This is a genomic window from Bacillus sp. ISL-77, assembly GCF_018613105.1.
Map to the genome: position 1 here is coordinate 25,250 of NZ_JAGGQY010000033.1, position 24,382 is coordinate 49,631.

Consider the following 24,382-nt stretch of genomic DNA (forward strand, 5'->3'; position numbering starts at 1 on the left):
GTTTTCACTTTTGCGAGGAGAGCCAAATGATGAAAGAACATTTTCAATTAACGGTGGCAGATATTTTAAATCGAAAGCATTTTGAACATGCACGGGTTATCGCTGGGGAAGACGGTATTCATCGATTCGTCAAATGGGTTCATATCGTCGAGGTCACCAGTATTCGAAATCTTCTTAATGGAGATGAACTTATTCTAGCAACAGGTGTTGCCTGGAAAGATAATACCGATTTATTTGTTTCGATGGTAATGGAATTTCTTGAAAACAATGCAGCTGGTTTATGTATTGAAATGGGGACATACATGACAGCCATCCCAGCGGAAGTCATAGATATTGCTAATGAACATCAATTTCCGATTATTATTTTCACACAGGAAGTTCCGTTTGTGAAAATTACTCAAGACATCCACTCAATCATTATTAACCAGCAATACCAGAAGATTTCAGATTTAGAGCATTACTCGCAAAGCTTAAATAAACGACTTCTAACGATGGAGAGTTATGGTGATATTCTTCAATGCATTTTTTCTGCATTGGATTTACAAATTATTTTCCGCTTAAAGAATCTGGACTATGAATTTGTCCCGGAAATTAGTCAAGCAGAACAAAAAAAACTAATGACCCAGCTTGAAGGGACCGAAATACACCCATGTGATCATATAGCGTCTGCCCCTATATTCTTATTTGGTCAAGAATATGCAGAGTTATTTATTTATTCAGAGGATATCCCTATCAGTGAATACGATTTATTGATTTTGGATCGTACCGCAACAGCACTGGCCCAGCATTTATTAAGGGAAATGTATGTCGAAGAAAAAAAGCGCGTCGAGGAGTTTGAGTGGCTTTACGGCTGGCTTGAGGGTGAACATTCACTCGAAAGCATTAGTGAATATTTTACCCAGAACGGGATAAAAACAAAAACGAATGAAGCAGTGGTCTTAATCACAAAGCTTATTCCTCTAAAAGAAAAAATAACCCAAGATGTTACCTATTTAAAGTTATTATTTCGCTCGGTATTTGAACAGAATGGCTTCACTGTGTTTCCTGTTGAAAAAAGGAATGAGCTTACATTCATTCTTGTAAATAATCGGACGAAAAAGAATGTAAAGGAACGGATTAAGAAGGCAATTGAATCCATTACCGAATCAGAGTTTATTAGAAAACAGTGCTCAGCAAAAATCTTGATTGCAGTAGGAAATTTTATTGGAAATTTTAATGAAGTACATAGAAGTTATCTCACAGCGAAGGAAACTCAGCGAATACAGCAAAAGATGACCAATAAAGCGACCTATTATTTTTATGAGGATCTGCATTTATATCGTCTTATTTCACAAATGAGTAAACACGTTAACCTAAAAGAGATTGCAGCAGAGTATTTACAGCCTGTTATTCAATATGATCAAAAATATAATGGCAAGCTGCTAGAGACATTAAAGGTCTATTTAGAATGTAATGGATCAAAACAAGAAGCCGCAAGCAAGCTTTTTATTGTCAGGCAAACACTGTACCATCGCCTGCAAAAGCTTGAAAACATTCTGGGAGAAGACTTTATGGATCATGAAAAACGAGTAGCTATCGAATTCATGCTTCTTGTCCAAGATTACTTATCAGCTTCCCAACAAAATACAAGCAATACCAGTTTCAGAAAAACAGAATAAATGTCCAATTACTATTCAAATCGTCAAAGAATTGTTTCGCCTCAATTAACATTTTGTCTAATGAAAGCATGGTTTAGATACGAGATAATGAGATTATAAGGCTATCAAGGTAGAAAATTCAAAACACTATATATAAAAAAATTAGGAGGTTATATATATGAGTGTAATAAAAAAAGATACGGCCATTTTAAAGAATTTCATTAACGGTGAATGGGTGAACTCGAACAGCGTCCAAACACTAGATGTACCCAATCCTGCTACGAATGAGCTGTTAACAAAGGTACCTGTGTCAACGAAAGAGGATGTAAATCTAGCAGTAGCAGCGGCTAAGGCTGCTTTTAAGGAGTGGAAAAATGTCCCGGTTCCAAAAAGAGCCAGAATTCTTTTTAAATACCACCATCTGTTAACTGAAAACCATAAAGAATTAGCAAGATTAATTGTGCTAGAAAATGGAAAGGCATACAAAGAAGCTTACGGTGAGGTCCAGCGCGGGATTGAGTGTGTTGAATTTGCATCAGGTGCTCCAACCTTAATGATGGGAGAAACGTTATCAGGTATTGCTGAAGATATTGATTCCGAAATGTTCCGATACCCTGTAGGGATTGTCGGCGGGATTACACCCTTTAACTTCCCGATGATGGTCCCGCTATGGATGTTCCCGCTAGCGATCGCTTGTGGTAATACGTTTGTGCTAAAGCCATCTGAACGTACACCAATATTAGCTAATAGATTAGCAGAGTTGTTCATGGAAGCTGGTGCACCAAAAGGCGTGTTAAATGTGGTCCACGGTGCTCATGATGTTGTCAATGGCTTACTCGAGCATAAGGACATTGCGGCCATTTCATTTGTTGGCTCACAACCTGTTGCAAAGTATGTTTATCAGCGAGCTGCTGCAGAAGGAAAGAGAGTTCAAGCCCTATCTGGAGCTAAAAATCATCATATTGTCATGCCTGATGCAGATATGGATAAGGCTGTCCAACATGTGATAACTTCTACGTTTGGAAGTGCGGGACAACGTTGTATGGCCTGCAGTGCAGTTGTTGTTGTCGGTGATAATGAGCCGTTTGTAGCCGCATTAAAGAAAAAGGCAGATGAACTTATCATTGGTAACGGAATGGATGATGAAGTGTTATTAACACCGATTATCCGTAGGGAACACCGTGAAAAAGTACTTGGCTATATTGAAAATGGGCTTGCGGAAGGCGCTGATTTGATTAGGGATGGACGCAGAGAAATGGATGAGCTCCCAGAAGGAAATTTCTTGGGACCTACTATTTTTGATCACGTCACACCTGAAATGACAATTGCCAAGGAGGAACTCTTTGCCCCGGTATTAAGTCTCCTACGTGCCAATGATTTAGACGAAGGGTTGGAATATATTCGAAAGTCCAGGTATGGCAACGGCGCAACCATCTATACGAACAATGCGAAAGCGATCCGTCAATTCCGTGAAGAAGCAGAAGCAGGTATGCTTGGCATAAATGTTGGCGTACCAGCAACAATGGCATTCTTCCCATTTTCGGGCTGGAAGGATTCCTTCTATGGTGACATGCATGTAAACGGGAAAGACGGCTTAAATTTCTATACGCGCAAAAAAATGATTACCTCTCGTTTTGACGGTTAAGCAAGTGGCAATATTACTTTTGGTGTCAGGCACCATAATTTGAAATGGAGGGAAGCACGATGGTTCAAACAAGTCGTCCTCAGGAAACTTTATTGGAACAGGATGATAAATATGTATGGCACTCAATGAAGCCTTATAACCCTAAAGCCACAATCGTTGCAGCCAAGGCTGAAGGGTCATGGGTGACTGATGCCGACGGGAAACGTTACTTAGATGCGATGGCAGGCCTTTGGTGTGTGAACGTCGGTTATGGCAGGACCGAGCTTGCCGAAGCGGCCTATGAACAACTGAAGGAAATGGCCTATTTTCCACTTTCACAAAGCCATGTTCCAGCAATTAAACTAGCAGAAAAGCTGAATCAGATGTTAGGTGATGAATATGTCATCTTTTTCTCAAATAGCGGCTCTGAGGCAAACGAAACCGCCTTTAAAATAGTAAGACAATACCATCAGCAAAAGGGTGAACATAATCGTTACAAAATTATCTCCCGCTATCGAGCGTATCACGGGAATTCTATGGGGGCCTTGGCTGCCACCGGGCAGGCGCAAAGAAAATACAAGTACGAACCGCTTGCACCAGGTTTTATTCATGTCTCACCACCGGATTCCTACCGGGATGATACGAATGTAGGAGATCCGAAGGAATTGTCTTCCGTCAAAGAAATTGACCGGACCATGACATGGGAGTTAAGTGAAACAATTGCGGCAATGATTATGGAACCGATTATTACCGGAGGTGGTGTCCTCATTCCGCCCGATGGCTATATGAAAGCGGCAAAAGAGGTATGTGAAAAACACGGGGCACTGCTCATTGTCGATGAGGTTATTTGTGGCTTCGGCCGTACAGGAAAGCCATTCGGGTATATGAACTATGGCGTGAAGCCAGACATCATAACGATGGCAAAAGGGATTACCAGTGCGTACCTGCCCCTTTCCGCTACAGCTGTCCGTAAAGACATTTACGAAGCATTTAAAGGCACAGAGGAGTATGATTACTTCCGCCATGTCAATACGTTTGGAGGAAATCCAGCTGCTTGTGCACTCGCCTTAAAAAACCTTGAAATTATGGAAAATGAAAAATTATTTGATCGTTCCCGTGATTTAGGGGAGCAACTCTTAAATGATTTGAAGAATCTTTTACAAGATCATCCCCATGTTGGCGATGTTCGTGGAAAAGGGTTATTGATCGGAATTGAATTAGTAAAGGATAAGCGGACCAAGGAACCATTGGAGAATGACCTTGTCAATCAGGTTATCGCCAATTGTAAGCAGGAAGGAATTATCATCGGAAAAAATGGCGCAACAGTAGCAGGATATAACAATGTATTAACATTGGCACCGCCATTAACGATTAAGCAGGTAGATTTAACCTTCCTGATCAAAACACTTACGGAGTCACTTCAGAAAATTAGATAAAAATAAAAAAAGAACCCATGTATTTACAAATGTAAATTTCATGGGTTCTTTTTTTCAGAGGTTATCTATTTTTTCTCCTTCTAGGTCGAAACCGGAAATCGTCACTACTTTCATAATCGGTAAAGGTATTAACAACTGGGGCAGCATCCACAAAATTATTTTTCACTTTTTTAGGCATCACAGGCGCCACTTTAACCTCCTTAACTACATCAGCTACTACCACTTCAATATCCTGGTGCGGCTTTTTGTTCTTAGCATTTCCAGTTTCATCTTGGACACCTTCAACATCAATACTCAAATTTTCTAGATCAGTACTAAAAGTTTTAACCTCAGTACTTAGAGTTTCAACCTCAGTACTTAGAGTTTCGACATCAGGACTTAGAGTTTTAAATTCAGTATTAAAAGCTTTTAATTCAGTATTAAAAGTTTTTAATTCAGAACTATTAGTTCTAACTTCAGGTACTTCCTCTTTAATTTCATCCATTACTTCGATCACCTCAACCACCACTTCTTCATCGGCAACATTGTCCTCAATTTCATTACTTAATTCCGCTTCATCCTCAGTTACTTCAATCATTTCGTCATCTTCGATTAAAGGTTGTTGTTTTACTTTTATAATTTTTCCAAGTGCATTTGTCCTCTTAACAGCGATACCAATTATTTCATCAATTAGAGCAGTGAATTGATCAAAGTCCACATAATTTTCACCGCTAGTTTGGATGACTTTTAGAAAATCCTGATGAAATAGATTAAATTCTTGTTCGAACTGTTCGCGGTCCATTTCTCTAAAAGATGTTCCTTTAATACGAATAAATCCATAAATTAATTTACTCAATACCTTAGAAACGGCTTGCAATTCCTCCTCACTTAAATCAGAATCATTCGTTAGATAATAATGGACATCCCGTAGGGTTTGATAATAACTCTTAAAATTCCGGCTTATTTGTAGAAAATCAAAATTACTCATAAGAAATATCCCTCCATATATATTTAATGTATAATATTCGGAAGCAGCGCAATGGTCTTTTTTATTAAAGATATGTAGGGAATATGCATATAGAAGGGATTATTTTTATGAAAGTGATAAATTTTATTAAAGAGTGGCAGCAGGCACTTCAAAATGAAATATTCCATTTAAAAAAATTTGGCAGTAATAAATTTCAAGTTTCAAATGGCAGGTTGCTTTCAACGGAAGGTTCCTATACATACTACTTTGATACCGCTATTTCTATCCGTATACCGATTGGGTCTCAGGTTCGACTTGAATGGGGAAGCATGAAACTGAGTGGACGAGTCCTTTCTTCAGAAGGTAAAGGAGTGATGCTCTCCTTGGAGCAATCTTTCGGAGATTTAATCCATGAAGCGCAGCTTTTTCACGATCCTTGGGAGCTCCTAGAACAGCTCATTGAACGTCTCGATGAGATGAAAAAAAATAAGCAAAAACGAATCAGAGTGAAACGGTTGATGGACCCTTCGATGCCTGCTAAGCATCCGATGGAAAAAAGTAAAAGCAATGTTCATGAGTTAGTTTTACGATCCAAATACAACCCCGTTACCTTCGTTTGGGGCCCACCTGGAACAGGTAAAACCTACACCTTGGCTCGTGTAGCTGCTAATAAGTATTTTCAGGAAAAAAAAGTGTTGATTTTATCACACAGTAACCAAGCAGTTGATGTTCTAATTAGTGAGATTTCGACCTTTATTAATAAGAAGGGACGTTTCCAAGAAGGGGATGTGCTCCGCTATGGTTTCAATACAGGAGAGCAACTCGCCAATCATGAAGCGGTTACAACAAGTCAACTCCTTCTGAAAGAGGATCCTCAGCTTGCGGAAGATAAAGAAACTTTAATAGAGGAAAGACGGAAATTAAAACAGGATATCGCCCGTTCTTTTAGTAAAAGGGACACAAATCAATTGCTAGAGCTTGAGACCAAGATTGCCAGGGTCCTCGAAAAGATTCGCCATAAGGAACTTGAATTTATCAAGGATGCGTTTATTGTCGGGACAACATTGGCTAAGGCAGCGGGTGATGCAGCCATCTATGAAAAAGAATTTGAGATTGTAATCCTTGATGAGGCAAGCATGGCTTATGTTCCTCAGGCGGCATTCGCTGCTTCACTCGGAAAGCGTGTCATTATTTGTGGCGATTTTAAACAATTACCTCCAATTGCCTCCTCTCGAGATCCGATAGTCACGATGTGGCTAAAAGAGGACATCTTCCACCGGGCAGGCGTTGTCGATTGGGTAAAGAATGGGATGCTTCATCCGCACTTATTTTTATTAAAAGAGCAACGGAGAATGCACCCGGATATTTCTGCGTTTACGAATCAGACCATTTATCATTCGCTTGTGGGGGATCATGAAAGTGTACTAAAAAGTAGAAAAAGAATCGTCGACCTTGCGCCTTTTCCAGGGATGGCAGCGGTACTTCTTGATACAAGTCATCTTGGGGCACATTGCATGACAGAAAAGGGGTCAAATTCACGGTTGAATTTGTGGCAGGTATTATTGTCTTTTCAATTAATTCATGAATCCTACCAGGCTGGGTCAAGATCGATTGGATATGCCACACCATACCGCGCTCAAGCCAATTTAATGGAGCTGATTCTATCAGATTTATATGAACAAGAACTCTTAGCAGCCGATATTATTGCTGCGACCGTACACAGATTCCAAGGCAGTGAGCGTGATGTCATGGTTTTTGACACCGTTGACAGTGAGCCACAAACACGGGCTGGGATGCTTCTAACTGGCAAGGATAGTGAACGGTTGATCAATGTTGCGATCACAAGAACGAAGGGAAAGTTCATTCATGTCAGCAATCAATCCTTTATCCGGAAGCATGTCTATAATCGTAAAACAATGCGTCAGCTTGTAGAACATCAAGAAAGAAATCAGCAAACTATCGGGACAAAGGATATTGGAAAATGGATAAAGGATCAGCACCCAAGATTGCAATGGATCCATGCACTTAAGTTAGAGAAAGTATTCAGAGACATTGATTCTGCTAGATCATCGATCATTATTTCTTTACCAGTACAAACATTTCTTTCCGCACAATGGAAGGATAAGCTGAAAAATAGGAGCCATTCTGTAAAATTAACTGTCTTTTCAGGAGAGCCTTGGACGGAGTTGCAACCAAATCAATTGCTGAACGAAAGCCTGTCGTTTCCATTTATCATGATTGATGAGCAGCTTTTGTGGTTAGGTTTACCGGTGGAGGCGGCAAAAGGAGTACAACCGCCTTATATTGCAGCCAGACTCAATTCAGAGAAGGTATGTGAGTATTTTATGGGACAGTTTCAGGCTCGGGAGTAGTTGTATTATAAGTTTGAGTGGAGGGGAGTCCCTCCACTTTTAAATAACCAGAATGATAATTTCACTAAATGAACTAATTTGTCTATAGTTTGACATAATAACCTAATTTAATTAAAATTAGATTATATAATCTAATTAATTTGGTTAAAGGGGATAAAAAATGAATTATCCTATATCTATTTTTATTCTGGATGTAAGCAATTCCTCATCAGAAAAAATGGGGGAGGAACTCACTGTATATTTGGATGAGTTAGTCGACAGGATCACTTGTTGGACAAAGAATATTGGTCCTTCCCAAATAAAGCATCGTGCTGGAGATGAAATTATTTTTGTTGGACCTGGTTATTCAACCGCTTATACGATTGCATTTTTTGTAAGCAGGGTATGGAGATACAGGGATCATATGCCTTATTTTGGCTTGGCTTTTGGTGATATTGAAAAAGAGTTAAAGGAAGTGGATCTTGAAAAATGGATCCATCCATTAGTCAAACAGGCAAGATATGCAAATGATTTAATAAAACAAGAAAAGAACAGAACGCTATTTAAGTTTGAACTGGACCAGTTTTACCCAAGTGATATGGATTACTCCTTACCTTATCACCAGTTCAGAAATGAATTTGAGAAACTGATGAATACGTTATTAAATTTGCAGCTAAAATTTATTAGGAGTCAAACGGAAATTCAGGAGCTCGTATGTTCGCTCTACCTTATTTTAAATCAGCAAAAGGCGATTGGTAAGCTTCTAGGGAGAACGGCTCCTACAATATCGAGCCATTTTAAAAAGGGAAATAGTGAAGAAATCCTAGATACTTTTTCAAAAATTATTAGTATACTGCATTCATTACAGGAAAAGGCCTACCCTGAATTTACAAACATTCCACAACAGATAAATGAAAAATTAACCAAAAGCATCCAGAATGATTTGAAGGGAAGAATAAATACACTCATTGATTCTTAGATTCCAGCATAGAGAGAGGAGAAACCATGTTATTTTTCTGTCTAGTTATTGCACACTTAATTGCTGATTTTTATTTACAAACAGATGACATGGTCATTGAAAAACGAAAGAATTTACGAAAGCATTCCGTTCACCATTTTTTCATGACTGCACTTGTCCTTATCAGTTTCTGGATTTTCCAGTTCAATGTTGAGAATGTCCTTAAAAACCTATTAATCCCCTTGATTGTTATCGTGCTGACGCATCTTTTGGTGGATTTATTAAAGATTAAACTGCTTGAAAATATAAAAATGAATAACGAAGAAAACATGAAGCGGTTAGGTTTCTTCGTTCTAGATCAGTTACTGCATCTAGGAGTAATTATTTTAGTATGTGAGTTGTGTTTTGATTTTAAAATTGAACGTTTTTTTCAGAAGCAATCGGACTTGAATTTTATTGATTCTGTGCTATTTATAGTCATCATTGTCATCTTAGCAACAAGTGTAAGCGGGCATATGATCAAAATTCTCCTAGGAACCTTACCCAACCAGCTTTTAACCTTTGAAGGGAAATATACATTTAAAAATGAACGAAATGAAGCAGAGATTGTACATAAGGGTAAAAACGGATTAACTGAGGTATACAATTATACTATTTTTAGTAAGCATGAACTTTCGCGTGGCAAATTAATCGGCTATATTGAGAGATTACTAGTTTTATTGCTAACGTTTTATAGTGCCTATCCAGCAATAGGATTTATTGTCACTGCCAAATCGATTGCCCGGTTTAAACAAATGGATGACAGGGACTGGGCAGAATATTTTCTGCTGGGAACACTTTCCTCAATGTTTCTAGGAATCACACTTGGTATTTTGTTAAAAGTAGTAATTACGTAAGCATTGAGTGGGTGCTTTTTTATTATTTATCGAAAGGTTTCAAAAAAGTTGACGGAAAAATCATTTAGTATTACTATTATCTCGTATTCGAGATATTTTTAAAAAAGATGAACATTTTAGGACGATTAGGAAATGACCAAGTTTCTAACAATAACTGTAAGGAAACTTTTTAGCTTGAGGAAGGGGACGGACGACGATGAAACATATTTTTCAAAAAGGGAAAGACGCAAGCAAACCAACTTTTTTATTGCTGCATGGGACAGGCGGAACAGAATTAGATTTGATTCCTTTAGCAGGTAAAATCGATGAGGAGGCTTCTTTTCTAAGTGTGCGTGGAAATGTCCTTGAAAATGGGATGCCGCGTTTTTTCCGAAGATTAGCGGAGGGTATTTTTGATGAAGAGGATCTTATTTTTCGCACAAAAGAATTATATGAATTTCTAGATGATGCAGCTAAAAAATATGAATTTGATCGAAACAATGTCATTGCGATTGGGTATTCAAATGGTGCGAATATTGCTGCCAGTTTGTTGTTCCATTATCAAGATGCCTTAAAAGGAGCAATTCTCCATCATCCTATGGTTCCTTTAAGAGGGATTTCTTTGCCTGATTTATCAGGAACATCCGTATTTATTGGTGCTGGAACAAATGATCCTATTTGTTCACCATTGGAATCAGGTGAACTCGAAAAGATGTTGGAGCAGGCTCAGGCGAAGGTCCATCTTCATTGGGAGCATAATGGACATCAATTAACCGTTGATGAAGTTGAGGCAGCAGCGCAATGGTATAAAAAACTCATTTAAAGAGCTAATCTATTTAGCTCTTTTTTCAATAATTTAAAATATTCTATTGACTTTTATCCAATTTCTAAGGATAATCAAAGAAATATAAATCGAAAACAGTTTGGGATTAGTAAATCTTTGGAACGTGATAGAGAGTGAAACCCGTTGGCTGAAAGGTTTCTCACGGAAAAAAGTCTGAACCTGCCCTCACACGCTGCTTATGCAAACATAAGCCGTCACCCTCGTTACGGGATTAAAGTGGGTGCATGGCATCAATAAAGGTGGTACCGCGGAAACGACTTTCCGTCCTTTTTTTTAGGACAGAAGAGTCGTTTTTTTATTTTACAAAAAGAAAGGTTCGGAATGCTATGAAAAAACAGCTGGTGGTTGTTAAGATTGGGAGCAGCTCGCTCACAAATGCCTCAGGAACAATTTCTGAAGAGAAAATACGAGACCATGTAGAGGCACTTGCCTTTTTGAAAGAGCAAGGGCATGATGTTCTCCTTATTTCATCCGGAGCAGTTGCAGCAGGATTTGGCTCACTTGGATATCCATCTCGTCCAAAGACAGTTGCTGGTAAACAAGCGGCCGCAGCTGTGGGACAAGGGTTGTTGATGCAGAATTATATACAGTTATTTAAAGAGTTTGCGATAGTGCCAGCCCAAATCCTATTAACTCGTGAAGATTTTTACAGCCAGGTTCGGTTCCATAACCTCTTTAATACCATTCATGAGTTACTTCAAAAAGGTGTTTTACCGATCATTAATGAAAATGATTCGGTTGCGATTGAGGAATTGACTTTCGGTGACAATGATATGCTCTCAGCGCTCGTTAGTGGGTTTTTACATGCGAATGCATTGATTATTTTAACAGATGTGAATGGTTTATATGATGGCAATCCAAAATCATCGAAAGAGGCAAAAAAATATCATTTTATCCCTGAAATATCTGAAAAACTCCTCGGTGTTGCCGGAGAAAGCGGTTCTTCTGTTGGAACAGGTGGAATGAAATCAAAATTACTAGCTTCAAAAAAAGCTCTTTCCCTTGGTGTCAGTGTTTTCGTCGGCACTGGTACTGGAAAGGAAAAACTGGTTGATATTTTAACTGGTAAGGGAGATGGGACGTATATCGGCGGACCATTCCAGACGCAAATGCAAATGAGAAAGCAATGGATTGCTTACCACTCTCAGGTCGGTGGTGTGATCGAAATTGATGATGGCGCGGAAAAGGCCGTTGTGTTCCAGGGCAAAAGTTTACTTCCAGTGGGTGTCACAAATGTCATTGGCGAGTTTAACGCCTTAGATGTAGTCGTTGTCCAGAATCAAAAAGGCAAAATTGTCGGAAAAGGACAAATTTATTATTCTTCTAAGAATTTACTAAAAGTAAAAGGCTTGCCAAGTGAACAATCGAAGGATTATTCCATTAATAAAAAAGCAGAAGTCATTCATCGTGACAATTGGGTCACAATGCCAAAGGAGTGAAACGGAATGAGTGAGTTGTTAGAAAAAGCCAGTAAATTAAAAAAAGCTGCTAAACAATTGGGAATGCTGTCAGCGGAAGAAAAAAACAATGCGTTATTGATGATGGCTGACCATTTATTAACTGAAAAAGAATGGTTAATTACTGAAAATGCCAAGGATATTGAAGCGGGAAAAGAAAATGGATTGTCACCGTCCCTTTTGGATCGACTTATGTTAACAGAAGAAAGAATCGAGCAGATCGTGGATGGAGTTCGTCAGTTAATTGATTTGAAGGATCCAATTGGTGAAATAATCGAAGCATGGGACCGTCCGAATGGTTTACAAATAGAGATGATCCGTGTCCCGCTCGGGGTGGTCGGAATGGTGTATGAAGCACGACCCAATGTTACCGTTGATGCGGGAAGTCTTTGCTTAAAAGCTGGAAATGCAGTTCTTTTAAGAGGGAGCTCTTCCGCCATTCATTCCAATAAGGCACTTGTCCATGTAATGCGCAAGGCACTTGCAGAAACGGCTATACCTGTCGATGCCGTTCAACTATTGGAGGACACCAGCCGTGAAACAGCTTCAGAAATGTTTAAATTGAATCAATACCTAGATGTTCTCATACCACGCGGCGGAGCGGGGTTAATTCAATCAGTGATCCAAAACGCTACGGTTCCAGTTTTGGAGACGGGTGTAGGCAACTGTCATGTTTTCATTGATGAAACAGCAAATGAAACGATGGCAATAGATATCGCAATTAATGCAAAATTGCACCGTCCATCTGTTTGTAATGCAGCCGAAACTGTAATTATTCACAAAAAGTGGCCTTTTGCATCTGAATTATTAAGTTCGCTTCATGACCATGGGGTGGAGTTGCGTGGAGATGAAGAATTAGCTTCTGCCTATTCATTTGTAAAACAAGCAACAGAAGAAGATTGGTGCTCAGAATTTTTAGCACCAATTTTGGCGGTAAAACTGGTAAGTGACGTGAAGGAAGCAATTGACCATATTGATCAATATGGAACAAAACATTCTGAGGCAATTATCAGTGAAAATCCTGAAAATGTTGGTTTGTTTTTTCAGGCAGTGGATGCAGCGGTGTTATACCATAATGCATCGACTCGGTTCACCGATGGTGAGCAGTTTGGATATGGGGCAGAAATTGGAATCAGCACACAAAAGCTCCATGCTCGTGGACCAATGGGACTCCGTGCATTAACAACGACAAAAGCGATTGTGCGGGGCACCGGACAAATTCGGTCATAGTTATCCAAAAATAGAAAACAAGTAAGGATGTTGGTTAGTCCTTACTTGTTTTTTTATTTATGGGATGGTTACGATCCATTCAAGAGGAAAAACTGGTATAATAGTAAAAGCAAACATATATTCTTATGAATGATTTTCTAGTAAGTTGGTGGTTTTAGTGTCCGACGCTATTTCTATATCAGTAAGAACGCTCGTTGAACATGTTTTCAAGGGTGGCAGTATTGATTCACGTTTCCGCTCTCAATCGACGCTTCTGGATGGGACAAGGATTCATCAAAAGATTCAAAAAACGTATCAAGAAGATGATCAAAAAGAAGTGTATCTCCACGCGGAAGTCCCATTTGATGAGCTTTCCTTCTTTATTGATGGCAGGTGTGATGGGTTATTGTTTCGTGGGGATGAAGTGATCATCGACGAAATCAAATCATTTTCACAGATGTCAGAGCAGATACAAAATGGAGGGTATCCTGTGCACTGGGCGCAGGCAAAGATGTATGCCTATATGTATGCCAAGGACAAGGTGCTAGAGGAAATCTTTGTCCAACTTACCTATGTCCACGTTGAAACAGAAGTGAAAACATTTTATAAAAAGAAGTGCCCGATTTCAGAACTTGAAGCATTTGTTGGTCAGGTAATAGAAGACTATGCACCATACGCTAAGCTGCTCCATGAGAATCGGGAAAAACGAAATGGAAGCTGTAAAGAGCTAGCCTTCCCATTTGATTCCTATCGCGAGGGACAGCGGAAATTAGCTGGAGTGGTTTATAAGACGATTTTAGATGAAAAAAATCTGTTCACTAAAGCGCCAACAGGAATCGGCAAGACGATATCGACACTCTTTCCTTCGGTAAAGGCAATCGGGGAGGGGCTTCTGAATCGAGTTTTCTACCTTACGGCTAAAACGATTACCCGTACAACTGCCGAAGAGGCGTTTAAAAAAATGCGCTCTTCAGGTCTTTGTATGAACACGCTGACCATTACGGCCAAGGACAAGGTTTGTTTTAAAGAGGAAACTATTTGCCAAAAGGATTATTGTGAATTTGCAAATGGCTATTATGATCGGATCAATGACGCGATTCATGATATCCTAACACATGAAACCGGCATGACCCGTGAAGTAATTGAAATATATGCAAGGAAACATACGGTCTGTCCATTTGAATTTTCGATTGACCTTGCCTATACAGTGGACTGTATCATCTGTGACTACAATTATATTTTCGACCCGCGGGTATCGCTAAAACGTCTGTTTGAAGAGCAAAAAAAACATACCGCACTCCTAGTCGATGAGGCACATAATCTGGTGGACCGGGGGCGTGAGATGTTTTCAGCAACCTTAAACAAAGAATTATTTCTCCAATTGAAAAAGGATTTTAAGGGTGTCAATAAAGCAATATATGAGTCTGCAACCAAGCTAAATGCTTGGTTTATTTCTCTCAAAAAAGAAAATCTAGATAAAAATGAATTCACCATTGATCATTTGGATGAAGAATTAATTGAACAACTGATTCAATTTGTAGAAAGCGCAGAACAGGTTCTTCAAACAGAAACGTCACAAACTCTTTTGGAAGCATACTTTGTGGTAAATAATTTTTTTAAAATTACCGAGTTGCTTGATGAACATTATGTCGTTTATGCCGAAAAAATTAAAAACGATTTACTCGTGAAGCTTTTTTGCATTGATCCTTCAAAGCTTCTTAAACAAATGGGGAAGGGCTATCGATCAAAACTATTCTTTTCGGCCACATTGTCTCCTTTACCCTATTATCAAGAAATCCTTGGTGGGCAGGACGATGATTATGCAATATCCATCCCTTCACCATTTTCAAGCGATCAAGTCGACGTCTTTATCAATCCATTATCTACTCGTTACCGAGACCGGGAACAGACAAAGCGTTCAATTGTATCTGCAATCCAAGCCTTGATTAAAAACCGGCCTGGGAATTACTTTATCTTTTTCCCATCCTATCAGTATTTACTTATTGTTTATGACCAGTTCAAGCAACAAGACCAAGAAACCAATACGATCATCCAAGCATCAGGGATGACCGAAACTGAAAGGGAAGATTTCTTGGCGGCATTTAAACCCAATCAAACAGAAACATTACTGGGCTTCGCAGTCCTCGGTGGCATTTTTTCGGAGGGTGTCGATTTAATTGGAGATCGTTTAAATGGGGTGGTGGTTGTTGGTGTAGGATTGCCACAGCTGTGTTTTGAACGGAACCTTATTAAGGAACATTTTTATCAAAAAGACAAAAACGGTTATGACTATGCCTACGTATATCCTGGCATGAATAAAGTGCTGCAAGCAGGGGGTAGGTTGATTCGCTCGGAGGAGGACCATGGAACCATCGTATTGATTGATGACCGATTCCTGGAGCGGCAGTATCAAATGCTCATGCCGCTGGAATGGCAGCAGTATACAGTTGGTTCTCCACAAACACCTCTATTAAAAGGCAAATAAACCCTTATGGAAAATATCCATAAGGGCTTTTTTAGTTAAATTTTTGATAAAATCCTAGTTTCCAACACGCAGATAATATTTATTTTTACAAATAAGGTGACAATTTTGGAAATTAAACATATAATTAATAAAAAGTTGCACAAGGTAAAAACTTTGAAGGCGGGGAAAGAGAGATGGATAACCCTAAAATTATCAAACTTGTAAATGGTCAAAAAGGAAATTTAATAAAAATAACTGATATAAATCTAGAGGGTGTCATGAGAAGAAGATTATTAGATTTAGGATTTGTGAATGGAGCGCTCGTAGAGGTTATCCGGAAAAGTCCGTTAGGAGATCCAATTGCTTTTCGTGTCAGTCAAACAACCATCGCACTACGAAGAGAGGAAAGCTCAAAAATAGAGGGGGAGTTGGTATCTAATGGGTAAAGAATATCGAATTGCCTTAGCTGGAAATCCGAATACGGGGAAAAGTACCTTGTTCAATGCCTTAACCGGCCTCAGACAACATACAGGGAATTGGGCAGGAAAAACCGTTTCACTTGCACACGGGACTGTTCAGCATAAAGATAAAACGTTTAATCTTATTGACCTTCCTGGCACCTACTCACTTTTCTCGAATTCAACGGATGAAGAAGTAGCTCGAAATTATATCGTTTTTGAAAAACCAGATGTGACGGTTGTGGTATTAGATGCGACTTCATTAGAGCGGAATTTTAATCTTGCTTTGCAGGTATTAGAGATGACAACAAATGTTGTCATTTGTATCAATTTAATTGATGTTGCGGAAGAACAAGGAATTCAAATTAATGAACGATTGTTGACCAATCGGTTGGGAGTTCCTGTTATCAAGATTTCTGCCAGGAACAAAAAGGGATTCCCTATGCTCTTAGATACCATTGATCGAATTGTGACAGGGGCGATTGAATGCAACCCAGTTCAAGTGTCTTATCCTGCTGAGATCGAAGCCAAGATTAAAAAAATTGAACCTAAAGTACGTGAATTTGTTGGCGATCAATTATCCGCTCGTTGGGTTTCTTTGAGGTTGCTAGATGGAGACGAAACATTACTTAATGAAATTAGCAACCGATTGGTTGCAGGAGGTGGTTTAGAGAATGAGTATTCAAAAGCTTTATGCTGAAGCTCAGGAGCTGTCGACACCAAAGCTGAGAGATGACATTGTTCAAAACCTCTACGATCGCAGTCATAAATTATGTCATGAAGGAATTACCTATACACAATCAAAAAGGGATACTCGAACCGAAAAACTGGATGCGGTTTTTACATCACCTATTTTTGGTTTTCCCATCATGATTACTATGTTAGGAGTTCTCTTTTATTTAACAATCGCTGGAGCAAATATTCCATCCTCCATGTTAGCTGAGTTTTTTGGATTCTTAGAGGGGTATATTACATCATTTTTTACCTTCCTGCATGCTCCTGATTGGCTTCATGGAGTTCTTGTTCTCGGATTATATCGGGGAACGACTTGGGTTATCAGCGTCATGCTGCCGCCGATGGCCATCTTTTTTCCAACCTTTTCACTTCTTGAAAATTATGGTTATCTACCTCGAGTAGCGTTTAATATGGATCGTCTCTTTAAAAGGGTTGGAGCGCATGGTAAGCAGTCGTTAACAATGGCGATGGGATTTGGCTGCAACGCTGCCGCCGTTATTTCAACAAGGATTATTGAATCTCCAAGAGAGCGGATGCTGGCCATCCTTACAAACAACTTTGTTCCATGTAACGGCAGGTGGGGAACTTTAATTGTTTTAGCTTCGTTATTCATGGCTGCCAATTTTACAGGTGGTGTAGCTTCACTTGTTACCACAGGGGTCGTTGTCGGTATTGTTTTATTTGGTATAGTGGTTACCTTTTTTGTTTCTTGGGTTCTTTCGAAAACGGCCCTTAAAGGAGTACCAACTCATTACACATTAGAACTACCGCCTTACCGTAAACCGAAGATATTTGATACCGTGATTCGCTCATCTTTAACAAAGTCCTGGTCTGTGTTAGTTCGCGCCGTTAAAGTTGCTGCTCCAGCAGCGATTTTAACTTGGGTGTTTGCGAATATTTACATTGGTGATACCAGTATTTTGATGTATGCTGTTGAGTTTTTGGACCCATTTGGAAAAATGCTTGGCCTTGACGGATACATCATGATGGCGTTTATTTTAGGGTTACCAGCAAACGAAATTGTTCTTCCAATCCTATTGATGGGTTATTTATCAACAGGATCTTTAACCGAAGTTGATAGCATGGTAGATTTGAAGAAAATCTTTCTTGATCACGGTTGGACGTGGCTAACTGCACTAAATATGATGTTATTTTCGCTTCTTCATTATCCGTGCGGTACGACCTTACTTAATATTTATAAAGAAACGAAGAGTAAGAAATGGACCTTCCTAGCCTTTTTAATTCCGACGGTTATCGCGATACTTGTTCCACTTATTATTACACAGACTGTGAGATACTTTGGCTTATTATAATCTTTAAAAGGGACTGACATTTTTGTCAGTCCCTTTACTCATTTTGGAAGATATTTGTTCCTTGGTTAAAAAGTAAAAGGGCTTGATGGGATTTGAACCCACAAGACACTCTGCAGTCAACAAGAAGGACTACAGGTTGCTCTACCACTTGAGCTACAAGCCCTGATTTTATTTTGACCATGTTTTTGAAAAATATCCAATTCATTTAACAAATTATTTCACAATCCCAGTTTGTTTGATATCTACCTTTACATTTACATGCACTTTTGTAGTGGGATAAAGTCGATTCCATTTTTTTCATTAAAACTGCGAGAATGCTCTTTAAAAGTAGCACCTAAACCCAAGGGGTCTACCTTATGATTTTGAAATTTCCGAATCATTTATAGTGCTTTTTTCTAGTAATAGGAACAATGACTAGATTTGGGGAACCATCCACTGCAATGATAATTTTCCCTTCAGTTAAACCTGCAGCTACCCGATCTACTCGCTCAGTTGATATGGATTGGGGAAATAAAGAATTTGAATTGTCTTCAATCATGGAAGAAACATAGGCACTGTCCTGAATATGATCATTTTGAACATCGTTTATACTTTGAACCACCGTGTTAACATTTTCTGAATCGGCGACCCCATCCAAATATATAACCGCAATATTTGTTTTTGAAAGTTCGCCAACTTTCATTTCGATTATAAGCAGTTCAGGCACGGGTAAGCCAATTTTCCTCGTCGGATTTATGTGAATTTGTTCACATGTCAGATTGTTCTTCCTTAGGTGTCATTGATATCCCTCAAAATACTTTTTTCTAATTATGTGTAGAATAGGAAATTTTATGCAAATTATCCATGATCATTAAGAAAATGCAAGGAAAGATTAACAAAAGGAGGAATATCAAAAGTAAAAAATGAGAAATTAAGTATATGCAATGATTATCTTTGAGCGAATATTATTGAAAGTTGGTGAAAAGCTTGAGAATATTCATGATAATTCTATTTTCTATTTTATTAGGAGGCTGTTCAGCTGGAAATTTAAGTGACCAAAATCAAGTCCAACCCACTTCACCATCAAAAATTGAAGATAGTACAAATCAAAAAGACAAAAAAGGAACCATGAATTTTCTGTTGATTGGGAGTGATTCAAGAGGCGAACCTCATTCCTTCTCAGATGCAATCATTATAGCCCAATATGCTCCTAAAGAAGGAAATATCAAGTTAATTTCCTTAATGAGAGACAGTTATGTCAAAATTCCTGGGCATCGAAAAGGTTATGATAAGCTCAACATGGCCTATTTTATTGGCGGAAATGAATTATTAAAAAAGACTATTTATCAAAATTTCGGAATTAAAGTGGATCACTCCGTTTCCATTGATTTTGAAGGGTTTGCGAACTTCATTGACCTGATTGCTCCAGAAGGTATAACTGTGAATGTTAGTCAAAAGATGATTGACGATTTCCAAATGAACGTAAAGCCTGGAGAAAATGCACTGAAAGGAAGAGAATTGTTAAAATATGTCCGGTTTAGACATGATGACGAGAGTGATTTTGGCCGAGTGAAACGACAACAGGAAGTCATTGTCAAGGTAAAGGAACAATTAAAAAATAAGTTTAGTCATTTTGAGTCGTTAGCAGCTCTACCAGATTTTGTGGAGGAGAGTTTAAATCATGTAGAGTCAGATATGGACAAAGGAGAGATATTATCGGTATTATCTAAATTGGTCTTTTATCCAATCAAGAATATCGATAGGTTACGGATCCCAATCCAAAATAGCTATGTAAATAAAACCTATCCTCATGCTGGAGTCGTTCTTGAAATAAACATGGAGGCAAATCGAGAGGCTTTAAAGGATTTCTTACTGAAGCCTTCACCAGTTAACAGAGAGTATCATTATTAATAACAAAAAGCAGACATAAGCTCGGTAGCATGTCTGCTTTTTTTGTTATATCAGTCGTGCACAAAAACCTTTCTAATCTGCACAAAACCACCCAAAACTCACACAAATCTTATTTTCTCAGTTTGTTTATCTCCTCCGTAACAATTAAAGCCAGATCATCGTTGCCAAACAACGCTAATACACCGAGCAACGTCTGGTCACCTACTTCTCCCGCTTCTTCTTTCGAAACGGTTAGCTCAATGGCTTCTTTTAAGGCAGGATTGGAGGACTGATTCGGATAGGCTTGCAAATATAACTCTTCCGGATCCAGATCATGATTCACGCACCATTGAGCAAATACAAGAATCATCATTTTCTCTTCACCGCGATAGTTTTCGATAATCTTTTCTTCTAACTGTTTTTGATTCATATAAAATCTCCTTAAAATGCATTATGAACTAATTATATAAGATTTTTGTCGAATAAACAGTGGTAATACATTTTTTCGAATTAAACCTCTTCTTTTTAGGGGATACTATGATAAGAATATACTTTTTATATGAAAGGGGAACGTATAGATGAGTAAAGTTGAAGTAGGCGAAATTTTTACTATCAGTGATGAGAACGATGAGGAACAAGAAGTTGAAGTGCTAGGGGTAATGAATATAGAAGGAAATGACTATGTTGCAGTTGGATTTGCCGAAGATGTTAGACAAGAATCTGATGAAGATATTGATATTTTTTTTCTAAAGGTGGATGCAGATGGTGATTTTTCCGCCATTGAAAGTGATGAAGAGTTCGACAAAGTTTCAACTGCGTTTGATGAAATGATGGACGAGGAAGAAGGAATGGAAGAGTAATATACTTGGGGTCAAGTGGAGGGATTAATGAATCTCTCTTTTTATTTTCAATGACTTGAAATTGGAAAAATTATGTATGTATATGAACTTCCATGGCATACTACTTATGATGAATACCTATAAAGGAGCAATGTAATGTTAATAGAAGAAGGCATGAAATATCAAATTTCTCAAGGTATTAAAGGTTTTTTCAATTCCGCTGAATCATTGACGGTCAAAAGTTATAACGGAGTCACCGTCCAATTCACTCTGGCTGATAGCAAAGGTCATGGCTCCATGCCAATAGAACACTTAAGTTATTTATTGAAAAAATCAAACTTAACGCATATTCCAAATAAAAGAATCTTATTACATTCGGATAATTCTGAAGAGCAAATTAGCTAAAAAACTCTGGAGTGGAAACTATATGGAACTTAAGAAACTTACTCTTAATGATTCATCGATCGCATACATAGATAAAGGTGAAGGGAAACCAATTGTTCTTCTGCATGGTTTTTGTGGAGGCTCCGGATATTGGGAACATGTCATCCCTGCGCTGTCAACAGACTATCGGGTGATTGCCCCTAATCTCCCTGGACATGGACAGTCAAGTCCTCTAAAAGGTAAGAGCACGATTGAAAATATTGCGGATCAAATGAAAAACCTTTTGGATCAATTAAACCTATCGGAAGTAACGATGTTTGGTCACTCATTAGGCGGCTATATCACCCTTGCCTTCGCAGAAAAGTATGGCGGTCAATTAAACGGGTATTCGCTTATACATTCAACGGCCTTTCCAGATTCGGAAGAGGCGAAAAAAGGCAGGCAAGCCAATATTGAAAAAGTCAACCAGTCGGGAATCTATTCGCTGATCGACGGTTTGGTACCAAAACTATTCTCGCCGGAAAATCAAGATGAGAATTATGTCGGAACAGCAATGGAGATAGGCTATTCTACTTCAGCAGAAGGCGCTATAGATGCACTACATGCGATGAAGGACCGGCCAGACCGCAATCGTGTTTTAGAAACTTCTGAAGTGCCGATCCTTTTAATCGCGGGAGAACAAGATCAAATTATCCCTTCAGAAAAGACATTTTCGGTTAGCAAAGCCAATATTAAACATTCATTAATAAAAGATTCGGGACATATGAGTATGTATGAAAATCCTTTGGATCTTATTTCAGAGATTCAGGGATATTTATCGACTATCTAAGTCTTCTTAGAGGAACCAATCCGGTTCCTTATTTTATTTGTGTTTACCAATAAAAAACATAATTCTATATTAAAGAAAAAATAATTGACAATCTGGTTAATTACTTGTTATCCTATAAACAACAAAAGTTCATATTTAAAAACAATAACCGTTTTAATAAACATACTCGTGATAAGAAGGGATGAGGAAATTGAATTCACCGATGATTTATGAACTTCGTCGACCAGCACAAACGGAACCAGGTAAAACATATCCTGCCTTATTTCTAATGCACGGAATCGGCAGTAATGAGCAGAATATGCTGTCTTTAGTTAATGGACTAGAAGATCGCTTTTACATTTTCAGTGTTCGCGGGCATCTTTCACAACCACCAGGATTTGCGTATTTTACGATTCAAGGATATGGAAAACCACATCGAGAAGTGTTCGATGAAGGAATCAGTAAACTTACTACCTTTATTGAATATGCATGCAGCGAATACCCTATCGATGAGAGTCAATTGTTCTTACTTGGCTTCAGCCAGGGAGCAATCCTATCGATGACCCTAGGATTAACATTGGGAAATCAAATTAAGGGCATTATTGCTTTAAGTGGCTACATTCCCGCTTTTGTAAAAGAAGAATACAACATAAAGCCAGTTGATAAACTATCGTTATTTATTTCCCATGGCGAGATGGATCAGGTACTTCCATTCGAATGGGGTTTGGCAAATAATGAGTATTTTCATGAGTTGGGGGCAGATGTCACCTTTATAACTTATCAAGAAGGACATACAGTTTCATTGGAAAACCATAAGGATTTTATGAACTGGTTATTGGAAAAAGTAGAATCTTAAAAAACAACTAAGGGGAAATGAAAAATGTTAAATAAATTCGAAGCTAGTACATTAATTTTAAGAGTTATGTTAGGAATTACGTTCTTTGTTCATGGGTTAGTTAAATTCCAAGGCGGAATAGAAAATATCGTTGGCTGGTTTGACAGTATCGGGTTACCAGGAGCCTTAGCATATGTAGTTGCTTCAGTAGAAATGATCGGTGGGGCTGCATTAGTTTTAGGTTTAGGCAGTAGAATCGTTTCAGCTTTATTGGCTTTGTTAATGATTGGTGCAACAATCAAAGTGAAACTAGCTATAGGCTTTTTAGGGAATGGACAAATGGCTGGTTATGAATTAGATTTAGCTTTATTGGCAATGGCTGTGTTTATTGCGATTAATGGAAGTAAAATGTTTGCATTGGATCAACTTATTTTCAAAAGTCAAAAGGAAGAAACTAAATCTTTTTCGAAAAGTTATAATAACTAAATAGGGGGAAGCAATATGTTGCCATCTTTTTTTATTGCTCATGGAGCACCGCTATTAGCGATTGAGAATAATGAATATACGCAGTTTTTAAGTCAGCTTGGGCAAACGCTGCCCAACCCAAAGGCGATAATCTTGTTTTCGGCCCATTGGGAATCATCTATGCAAAAAGTAAGTCAGGTCGACAACTATGACACCATTTATGATTTCGGTGGATTCGACCCGGAATTATACCGGATCAAATATCCAGCTCAGGGTAATCAGCAGATTTCTCAAGAAATTAAAGATATGTTCACGGAAAACGGTGTACCATTCGAAGTTGAAACGAAACGCGGACTTGACCATGGAGCATGGGTGGTTCTTCGTCTACTTTATCCAAATGCCGATATTCCGGTTATTTCGATGTCCGTCAATCCAAAACTTAAACCAGAAGAACAATATAAAATCGGGAAGAGTTTATCTGCACTAAGAGCCAATGATATTTTAATTATTGCGAGTGGAGGAACCGTGCATAATCTCAGAGCAGTGAAATGGGCAGATAACGAAGTCGATCAATGGGCACTTGAGTTTGATGATTGGTTGGCAACCCATCTGAAGAATTGGGATTTGGATTCCTTATTTAAGTATGATTCACTTGCTCCAAATGCTGAATATGCCGTACCTCGCTATGGCAATGAACACTTCATTCCGATTTTCTATGCGATGGGAGCAGCTGACGATAGTCAAAAAGCTACTTTGCTGCATCGCAGTTTTCGATATGGAAACCTCAGTCATAGTGTTTGGCAGTTTGGGGATAAATAGGGGAAATAGCTCCTCCCTAAATTGATCGAATGTAAAACTAAAAAATTCCCAACCTA

At 38.5% G+C, this 24,382-nt stretch carries 23 protein-coding genes and 1 tRNA gene; 20 read left to right on the forward strand and 4 right to left on the reverse strand.

The window, feature by feature from the left end:
- The first annotated feature begins 29 nt into the window (after nt 1–29).
- From J7E77_RS12800 to J7E77_RS12810, 3 genes are all read left to right on the forward strand, one after another.
- Nucleotides 30–1,658: a PucR family transcriptional regulator gene (locus J7E77_RS12800; RefSeq protein WP_214714939.1), complete on the forward strand. Its 1,629-nt coding sequence runs from the start codon at nt 30–32 to the stop codon at nt 1,656–1,658.
- A gap of 157 nt (nt 1,659–1,815) precedes the next feature.
- Nucleotides 1,816–3,282 carry a CoA-acylating methylmalonate-semialdehyde dehydrogenase gene (locus J7E77_RS12805; RefSeq protein WP_214714832.1) on the forward strand — a complete coding sequence of 489 codons (1,467 nt, stop codon included), beginning with the start codon at nt 1,816–1,818 and terminating at the stop codon, nt 3,280–3,282.
- A gap of 59 nt (nt 3,283–3,341) precedes the next feature.
- Nucleotides 3,342–4,697, forward strand: a complete 1,356-nt coding sequence (locus J7E77_RS12810; protein ID WP_214714835.1) for an aspartate aminotransferase family protein — start codon at nt 3,342–3,344, stop codon at nt 4,695–4,697.
- 61 nt (nt 4,698–4,758) lie between these two features.
- Here J7E77_RS12810 and J7E77_RS12815 read toward each other — a convergent pair whose 3' ends face one another.
- Nucleotides 4,759–5,664 (reverse strand): hypothetical protein, encoded by a 906-nt coding sequence (locus J7E77_RS12815; protein ID WP_214714837.1) that lies wholly within the window; start codon nt 5,662–5,664, stop codon nt 4,759–4,761.
- A gap of 107 nt (nt 5,665–5,771) precedes the next feature.
- Between J7E77_RS12815 and J7E77_RS12820 the strand changes: the two genes are divergently transcribed.
- From J7E77_RS12820 to J7E77_RS12865, 10 genes are all read left to right on the forward strand, one after another.
- Nucleotides 5,772–8,015: an AAA domain-containing protein gene (locus J7E77_RS12820; RefSeq protein ID WP_214714839.1), complete on the forward strand. Its 2,244-nt coding sequence runs from the start codon at nt 5,772–5,774 to the stop codon at nt 8,013–8,015.
- A 160-nt stretch (nt 8,016–8,175) separates the two neighbouring features.
- Nucleotides 8,176–8,973, forward strand: coding sequence for a hypothetical protein (locus J7E77_RS12825; protein ID WP_214714841.1), 798 nt, complete (start codon nt 8,176–8,178; stop codon nt 8,971–8,973).
- 26 nt (nt 8,974–8,999) lie between these two features.
- Nucleotides 9,000–9,848 (forward strand): DUF3307 domain-containing protein, encoded by an 849-nt coding sequence (locus J7E77_RS12830; RefSeq protein ID WP_214714843.1) that lies wholly within the window; start codon nt 9,000–9,002, stop codon nt 9,846–9,848.
- Nucleotides 9,849–10,044: 196 nt separating this feature from the next.
- Nucleotides 10,045–10,650, forward strand: a complete 606-nt coding sequence (locus tag J7E77_RS12835; protein ID WP_214714845.1) for an alpha/beta hydrolase — start codon at nt 10,045–10,047, stop codon at nt 10,648–10,650.
- 347 nt (nt 10,651–10,997) lie between these two features.
- Complete coding sequence (proB, locus tag J7E77_RS12840) at nt 10,998–12,110, forward strand: glutamate 5-kinase (RefSeq protein WP_214714846.1); 1,113 nt, start codon at nt 10,998–11,000, stop codon at nt 12,108–12,110.
- Between the two features lie 6 nt (nt 12,111–12,116).
- Entirely contained in the window at nt 12,117–13,358 is a 1,242-nt protein-coding gene (locus J7E77_RS12845; RefSeq protein WP_214714847.1) for a glutamate-5-semialdehyde dehydrogenase, read from the forward strand.
- Nucleotides 13,359–13,515: 157 nt separating this feature from the next.
- Complete coding sequence (locus J7E77_RS12850; protein WP_214714848.1) at nt 13,516–15,822, forward strand: ATP-dependent DNA helicase; 2,307 nt, start codon at nt 13,516–13,518, stop codon at nt 15,820–15,822.
- Nucleotides 15,823–15,995: 173 nt separating this feature from the next.
- Nucleotides 15,996–16,247, forward strand: coding sequence for a FeoA family protein (locus J7E77_RS12855; RefSeq protein WP_168244009.1), 252 nt, complete (start codon nt 15,996–15,998; stop codon nt 16,245–16,247).
- Nucleotides 16,240–16,959: a FeoB small GTPase domain-containing protein gene (locus tag J7E77_RS12860; protein ID WP_214714849.1), complete on the forward strand. Its 720-nt coding sequence runs from the start codon at nt 16,240–16,242 to the stop codon at nt 16,957–16,959. Before J7E77_RS12855 ends, J7E77_RS12860 begins: the two co-directional genes overlap by 8 nt.
- On the forward strand, nt 16,934–18,307 hold the full coding sequence (locus J7E77_RS12865) for a nucleoside recognition domain-containing protein (RefSeq protein WP_214714850.1): 1,374 nt from the start codon (nt 16,934–16,936) through the stop codon (nt 18,305–18,307). The genes J7E77_RS12860 and J7E77_RS12865 overlap by 26 nt, the downstream gene beginning before the upstream one ends.
- 77 nt (nt 18,308–18,384) lie before the next feature.
- Here the strand turns inward: J7E77_RS12865 and J7E77_RS12870 are convergent.
- A tRNA-OTHER gene (locus tag J7E77_RS12870) sits at nt 18,385–18,470 on the reverse strand.
- Nucleotides 18,471–18,683: 213 nt separating this feature from the next.
- Nucleotides 18,684–19,013 carry a spore germination protein gene (locus J7E77_RS12875; RefSeq protein ID WP_214714852.1) on the reverse strand — a complete coding sequence of 110 codons (330 nt, stop codon included), beginning with the start codon at nt 19,011–19,013 and terminating at the stop codon, nt 18,684–18,686.
- A 272-nt stretch (nt 19,014–19,285) separates the two neighbouring features.
- On the opposite strand from J7E77_RS12875, the gene J7E77_RS12880 reads away from it, so the two are divergent.
- The gene (locus tag J7E77_RS12880; protein ID WP_214714853.1) at nt 19,286–20,197 is read left to right on the forward strand and encodes an LCP family protein; all 912 of its coding nucleotides are present in this window, start codon (nt 19,286–19,288) and stop codon (nt 20,195–20,197) included.
- A gap of 109 nt (nt 20,198–20,306) precedes the next feature.
- On the opposite strand, the gene J7E77_RS12885 is transcribed toward J7E77_RS12880, so the two are convergent.
- Nucleotides 20,307–20,606, reverse strand: a complete 300-nt coding sequence (locus J7E77_RS12885; RefSeq protein ID WP_214714854.1) for a hypothetical protein — start codon at nt 20,604–20,606, stop codon at nt 20,307–20,309.
- Between the two features lie 148 nt (nt 20,607–20,754).
- Between J7E77_RS12885 and J7E77_RS12890 the strand changes: the two genes are divergently transcribed.
- From J7E77_RS12890 to J7E77_RS12915, 6 genes are all read left to right on the forward strand, one after another.
- A complete protein-coding gene (locus J7E77_RS12890; RefSeq protein WP_214714855.1) occupies nt 20,755–21,036 on the forward strand; it encodes a DUF1292 domain-containing protein in 282 nt (93 codons plus the stop codon).
- 135 nt (nt 21,037–21,171) lie between these two features.
- Nucleotides 21,172–21,420 carry a hypothetical protein gene (locus J7E77_RS12895; RefSeq protein WP_214714856.1) on the forward strand — a complete coding sequence of 83 codons (249 nt, stop codon included), beginning with the start codon at nt 21,172–21,174 and terminating at the stop codon, nt 21,418–21,420.
- Nucleotides 21,421–21,442: 22 nt separating this feature from the next.
- Entirely contained in the window at nt 21,443–22,228 is a 786-nt protein-coding gene (locus tag J7E77_RS12900) for an alpha/beta fold hydrolase (RefSeq protein ID WP_214714857.1), read from the forward strand.
- A 181-nt stretch (nt 22,229–22,409) separates the two neighbouring features.
- Nucleotides 22,410–23,063, forward strand: coding sequence for an alpha/beta hydrolase (locus J7E77_RS12905; RefSeq protein ID WP_251028069.1), 654 nt, complete (start codon nt 22,410–22,412; stop codon nt 23,061–23,063).
- A 24-nt stretch (nt 23,064–23,087) separates the two neighbouring features.
- Complete coding sequence (locus J7E77_RS12910; RefSeq protein ID WP_214714860.1) at nt 23,088–23,528, forward strand: DoxX family protein; 441 nt, start codon at nt 23,088–23,090, stop codon at nt 23,526–23,528.
- A gap of 15 nt (nt 23,529–23,543) precedes the next feature.
- The gene (locus J7E77_RS12915; protein WP_214714861.1) at nt 23,544–24,326 is read left to right on the forward strand and encodes a dioxygenase family protein; all 783 of its coding nucleotides are present in this window, start codon (nt 23,544–23,546) and stop codon (nt 24,324–24,326) included.
- The last annotated feature ends 56 nt before the right edge of the window (nt 24,327–24,382 follow it).

Coding starts and splice junctions, on each gene's coding strand:
- J7E77_RS12820 (WP_214714839.1), top strand. CDS start 5,772: ATGAAAGTGATAAATTTTATTAAAGAGTGGCAGCAGGCACTTCAAAAT.
- J7E77_RS12910 (WP_214714860.1), top strand. CDS start 23,088: ATGTTAAATAAATTCGAAGCTAGTACATTAATTTTAAGAGTTATGTTA.
- J7E77_RS12890 (WP_214714855.1), top strand. CDS start 20,755: ATGAGTAAAGTTGAAGTAGGCGAAATTTTTACTATCAGTGATGAGAAC.
- J7E77_RS12885 (WP_214714854.1), bottom strand. CDS start 20,606: ATGAATCAAAAACAGTTAGAAGAAAAGATTATCGAAAACTATCGCGGT.
- proB (WP_214714846.1), top strand. CDS start 10,998: ATGAAAAAACAGCTGGTGGTTGTTAAGATTGGGAGCAGCTCGCTCACA.
- J7E77_RS12830 (WP_214714843.1), top strand. CDS start 9,000: ATGTTATTTTTCTGTCTAGTTATTGCACACTTAATTGCTGATTTTTAT.
- J7E77_RS12895 (WP_214714856.1), top strand. CDS start 21,172: ATGTTAATAGAAGAAGGCATGAAATATCAAATTTCTCAAGGTATTAAA.
- J7E77_RS12880 (WP_214714853.1), top strand. CDS start 19,286: ATGATAATTCTATTTTCTATTTTATTAGGAGGCTGTTCAGCTGGAAAT.
- J7E77_RS12855 (WP_168244009.1), top strand. CDS start 15,996: ATGGATAACCCTAAAATTATCAAACTTGTAAATGGTCAAAAAGGAAAT.
- J7E77_RS12845 (WP_214714847.1), top strand. CDS start 12,117: ATGAGTGAGTTGTTAGAAAAAGCCAGTAAATTAAAAAAAGCTGCTAAA.
- J7E77_RS12915 (WP_214714861.1), top strand. CDS start 23,544: ATGTTGCCATCTTTTTTTATTGCTCATGGAGCACCGCTATTAGCGATT.
- J7E77_RS12825 (WP_214714841.1), top strand. CDS start 8,176: ATGAATTATCCTATATCTATTTTTATTCTGGATGTAAGCAATTCCTCA.
- J7E77_RS12905 (WP_251028069.1), top strand. CDS start 22,410: ATGAGGAAATTGAATTCACCGATGATTTATGAACTTCGTCGACCAGCA.
- J7E77_RS12815 (WP_214714837.1), bottom strand. CDS start 5,664: ATGAGTAATTTTGATTTTCTACAAATAAGCCGGAATTTTAAGAGTTAT.
- J7E77_RS12810 (WP_214714835.1), top strand. CDS start 3,342: ATGGTTCAAACAAGTCGTCCTCAGGAAACTTTATTGGAACAGGATGAT.
- J7E77_RS12900 (WP_214714857.1), top strand. CDS start 21,443: ATGGAACTTAAGAAACTTACTCTTAATGATTCATCGATCGCATACATA.
- J7E77_RS12835 (WP_214714845.1), top strand. CDS start 10,045: ATGAAACATATTTTTCAAAAAGGGAAAGACGCAAGCAAACCAACTTTT.
- J7E77_RS12805 (WP_214714832.1), top strand. CDS start 1,816: ATGAGTGTAATAAAAAAAGATACGGCCATTTTAAAGAATTTCATTAAC.
- J7E77_RS12860 (WP_214714849.1), top strand. CDS start 16,240: ATGGGTAAAGAATATCGAATTGCCTTAGCTGGAAATCCGAATACGGGG.
- J7E77_RS12865 (WP_214714850.1), top strand. CDS start 16,934: ATGAGTATTCAAAAGCTTTATGCTGAAGCTCAGGAGCTGTCGACACCA.
- J7E77_RS12800 (WP_214714939.1), top strand. CDS start 30: ATGAAAGAACATTTTCAATTAACGGTGGCAGATATTTTAAATCGAAAG.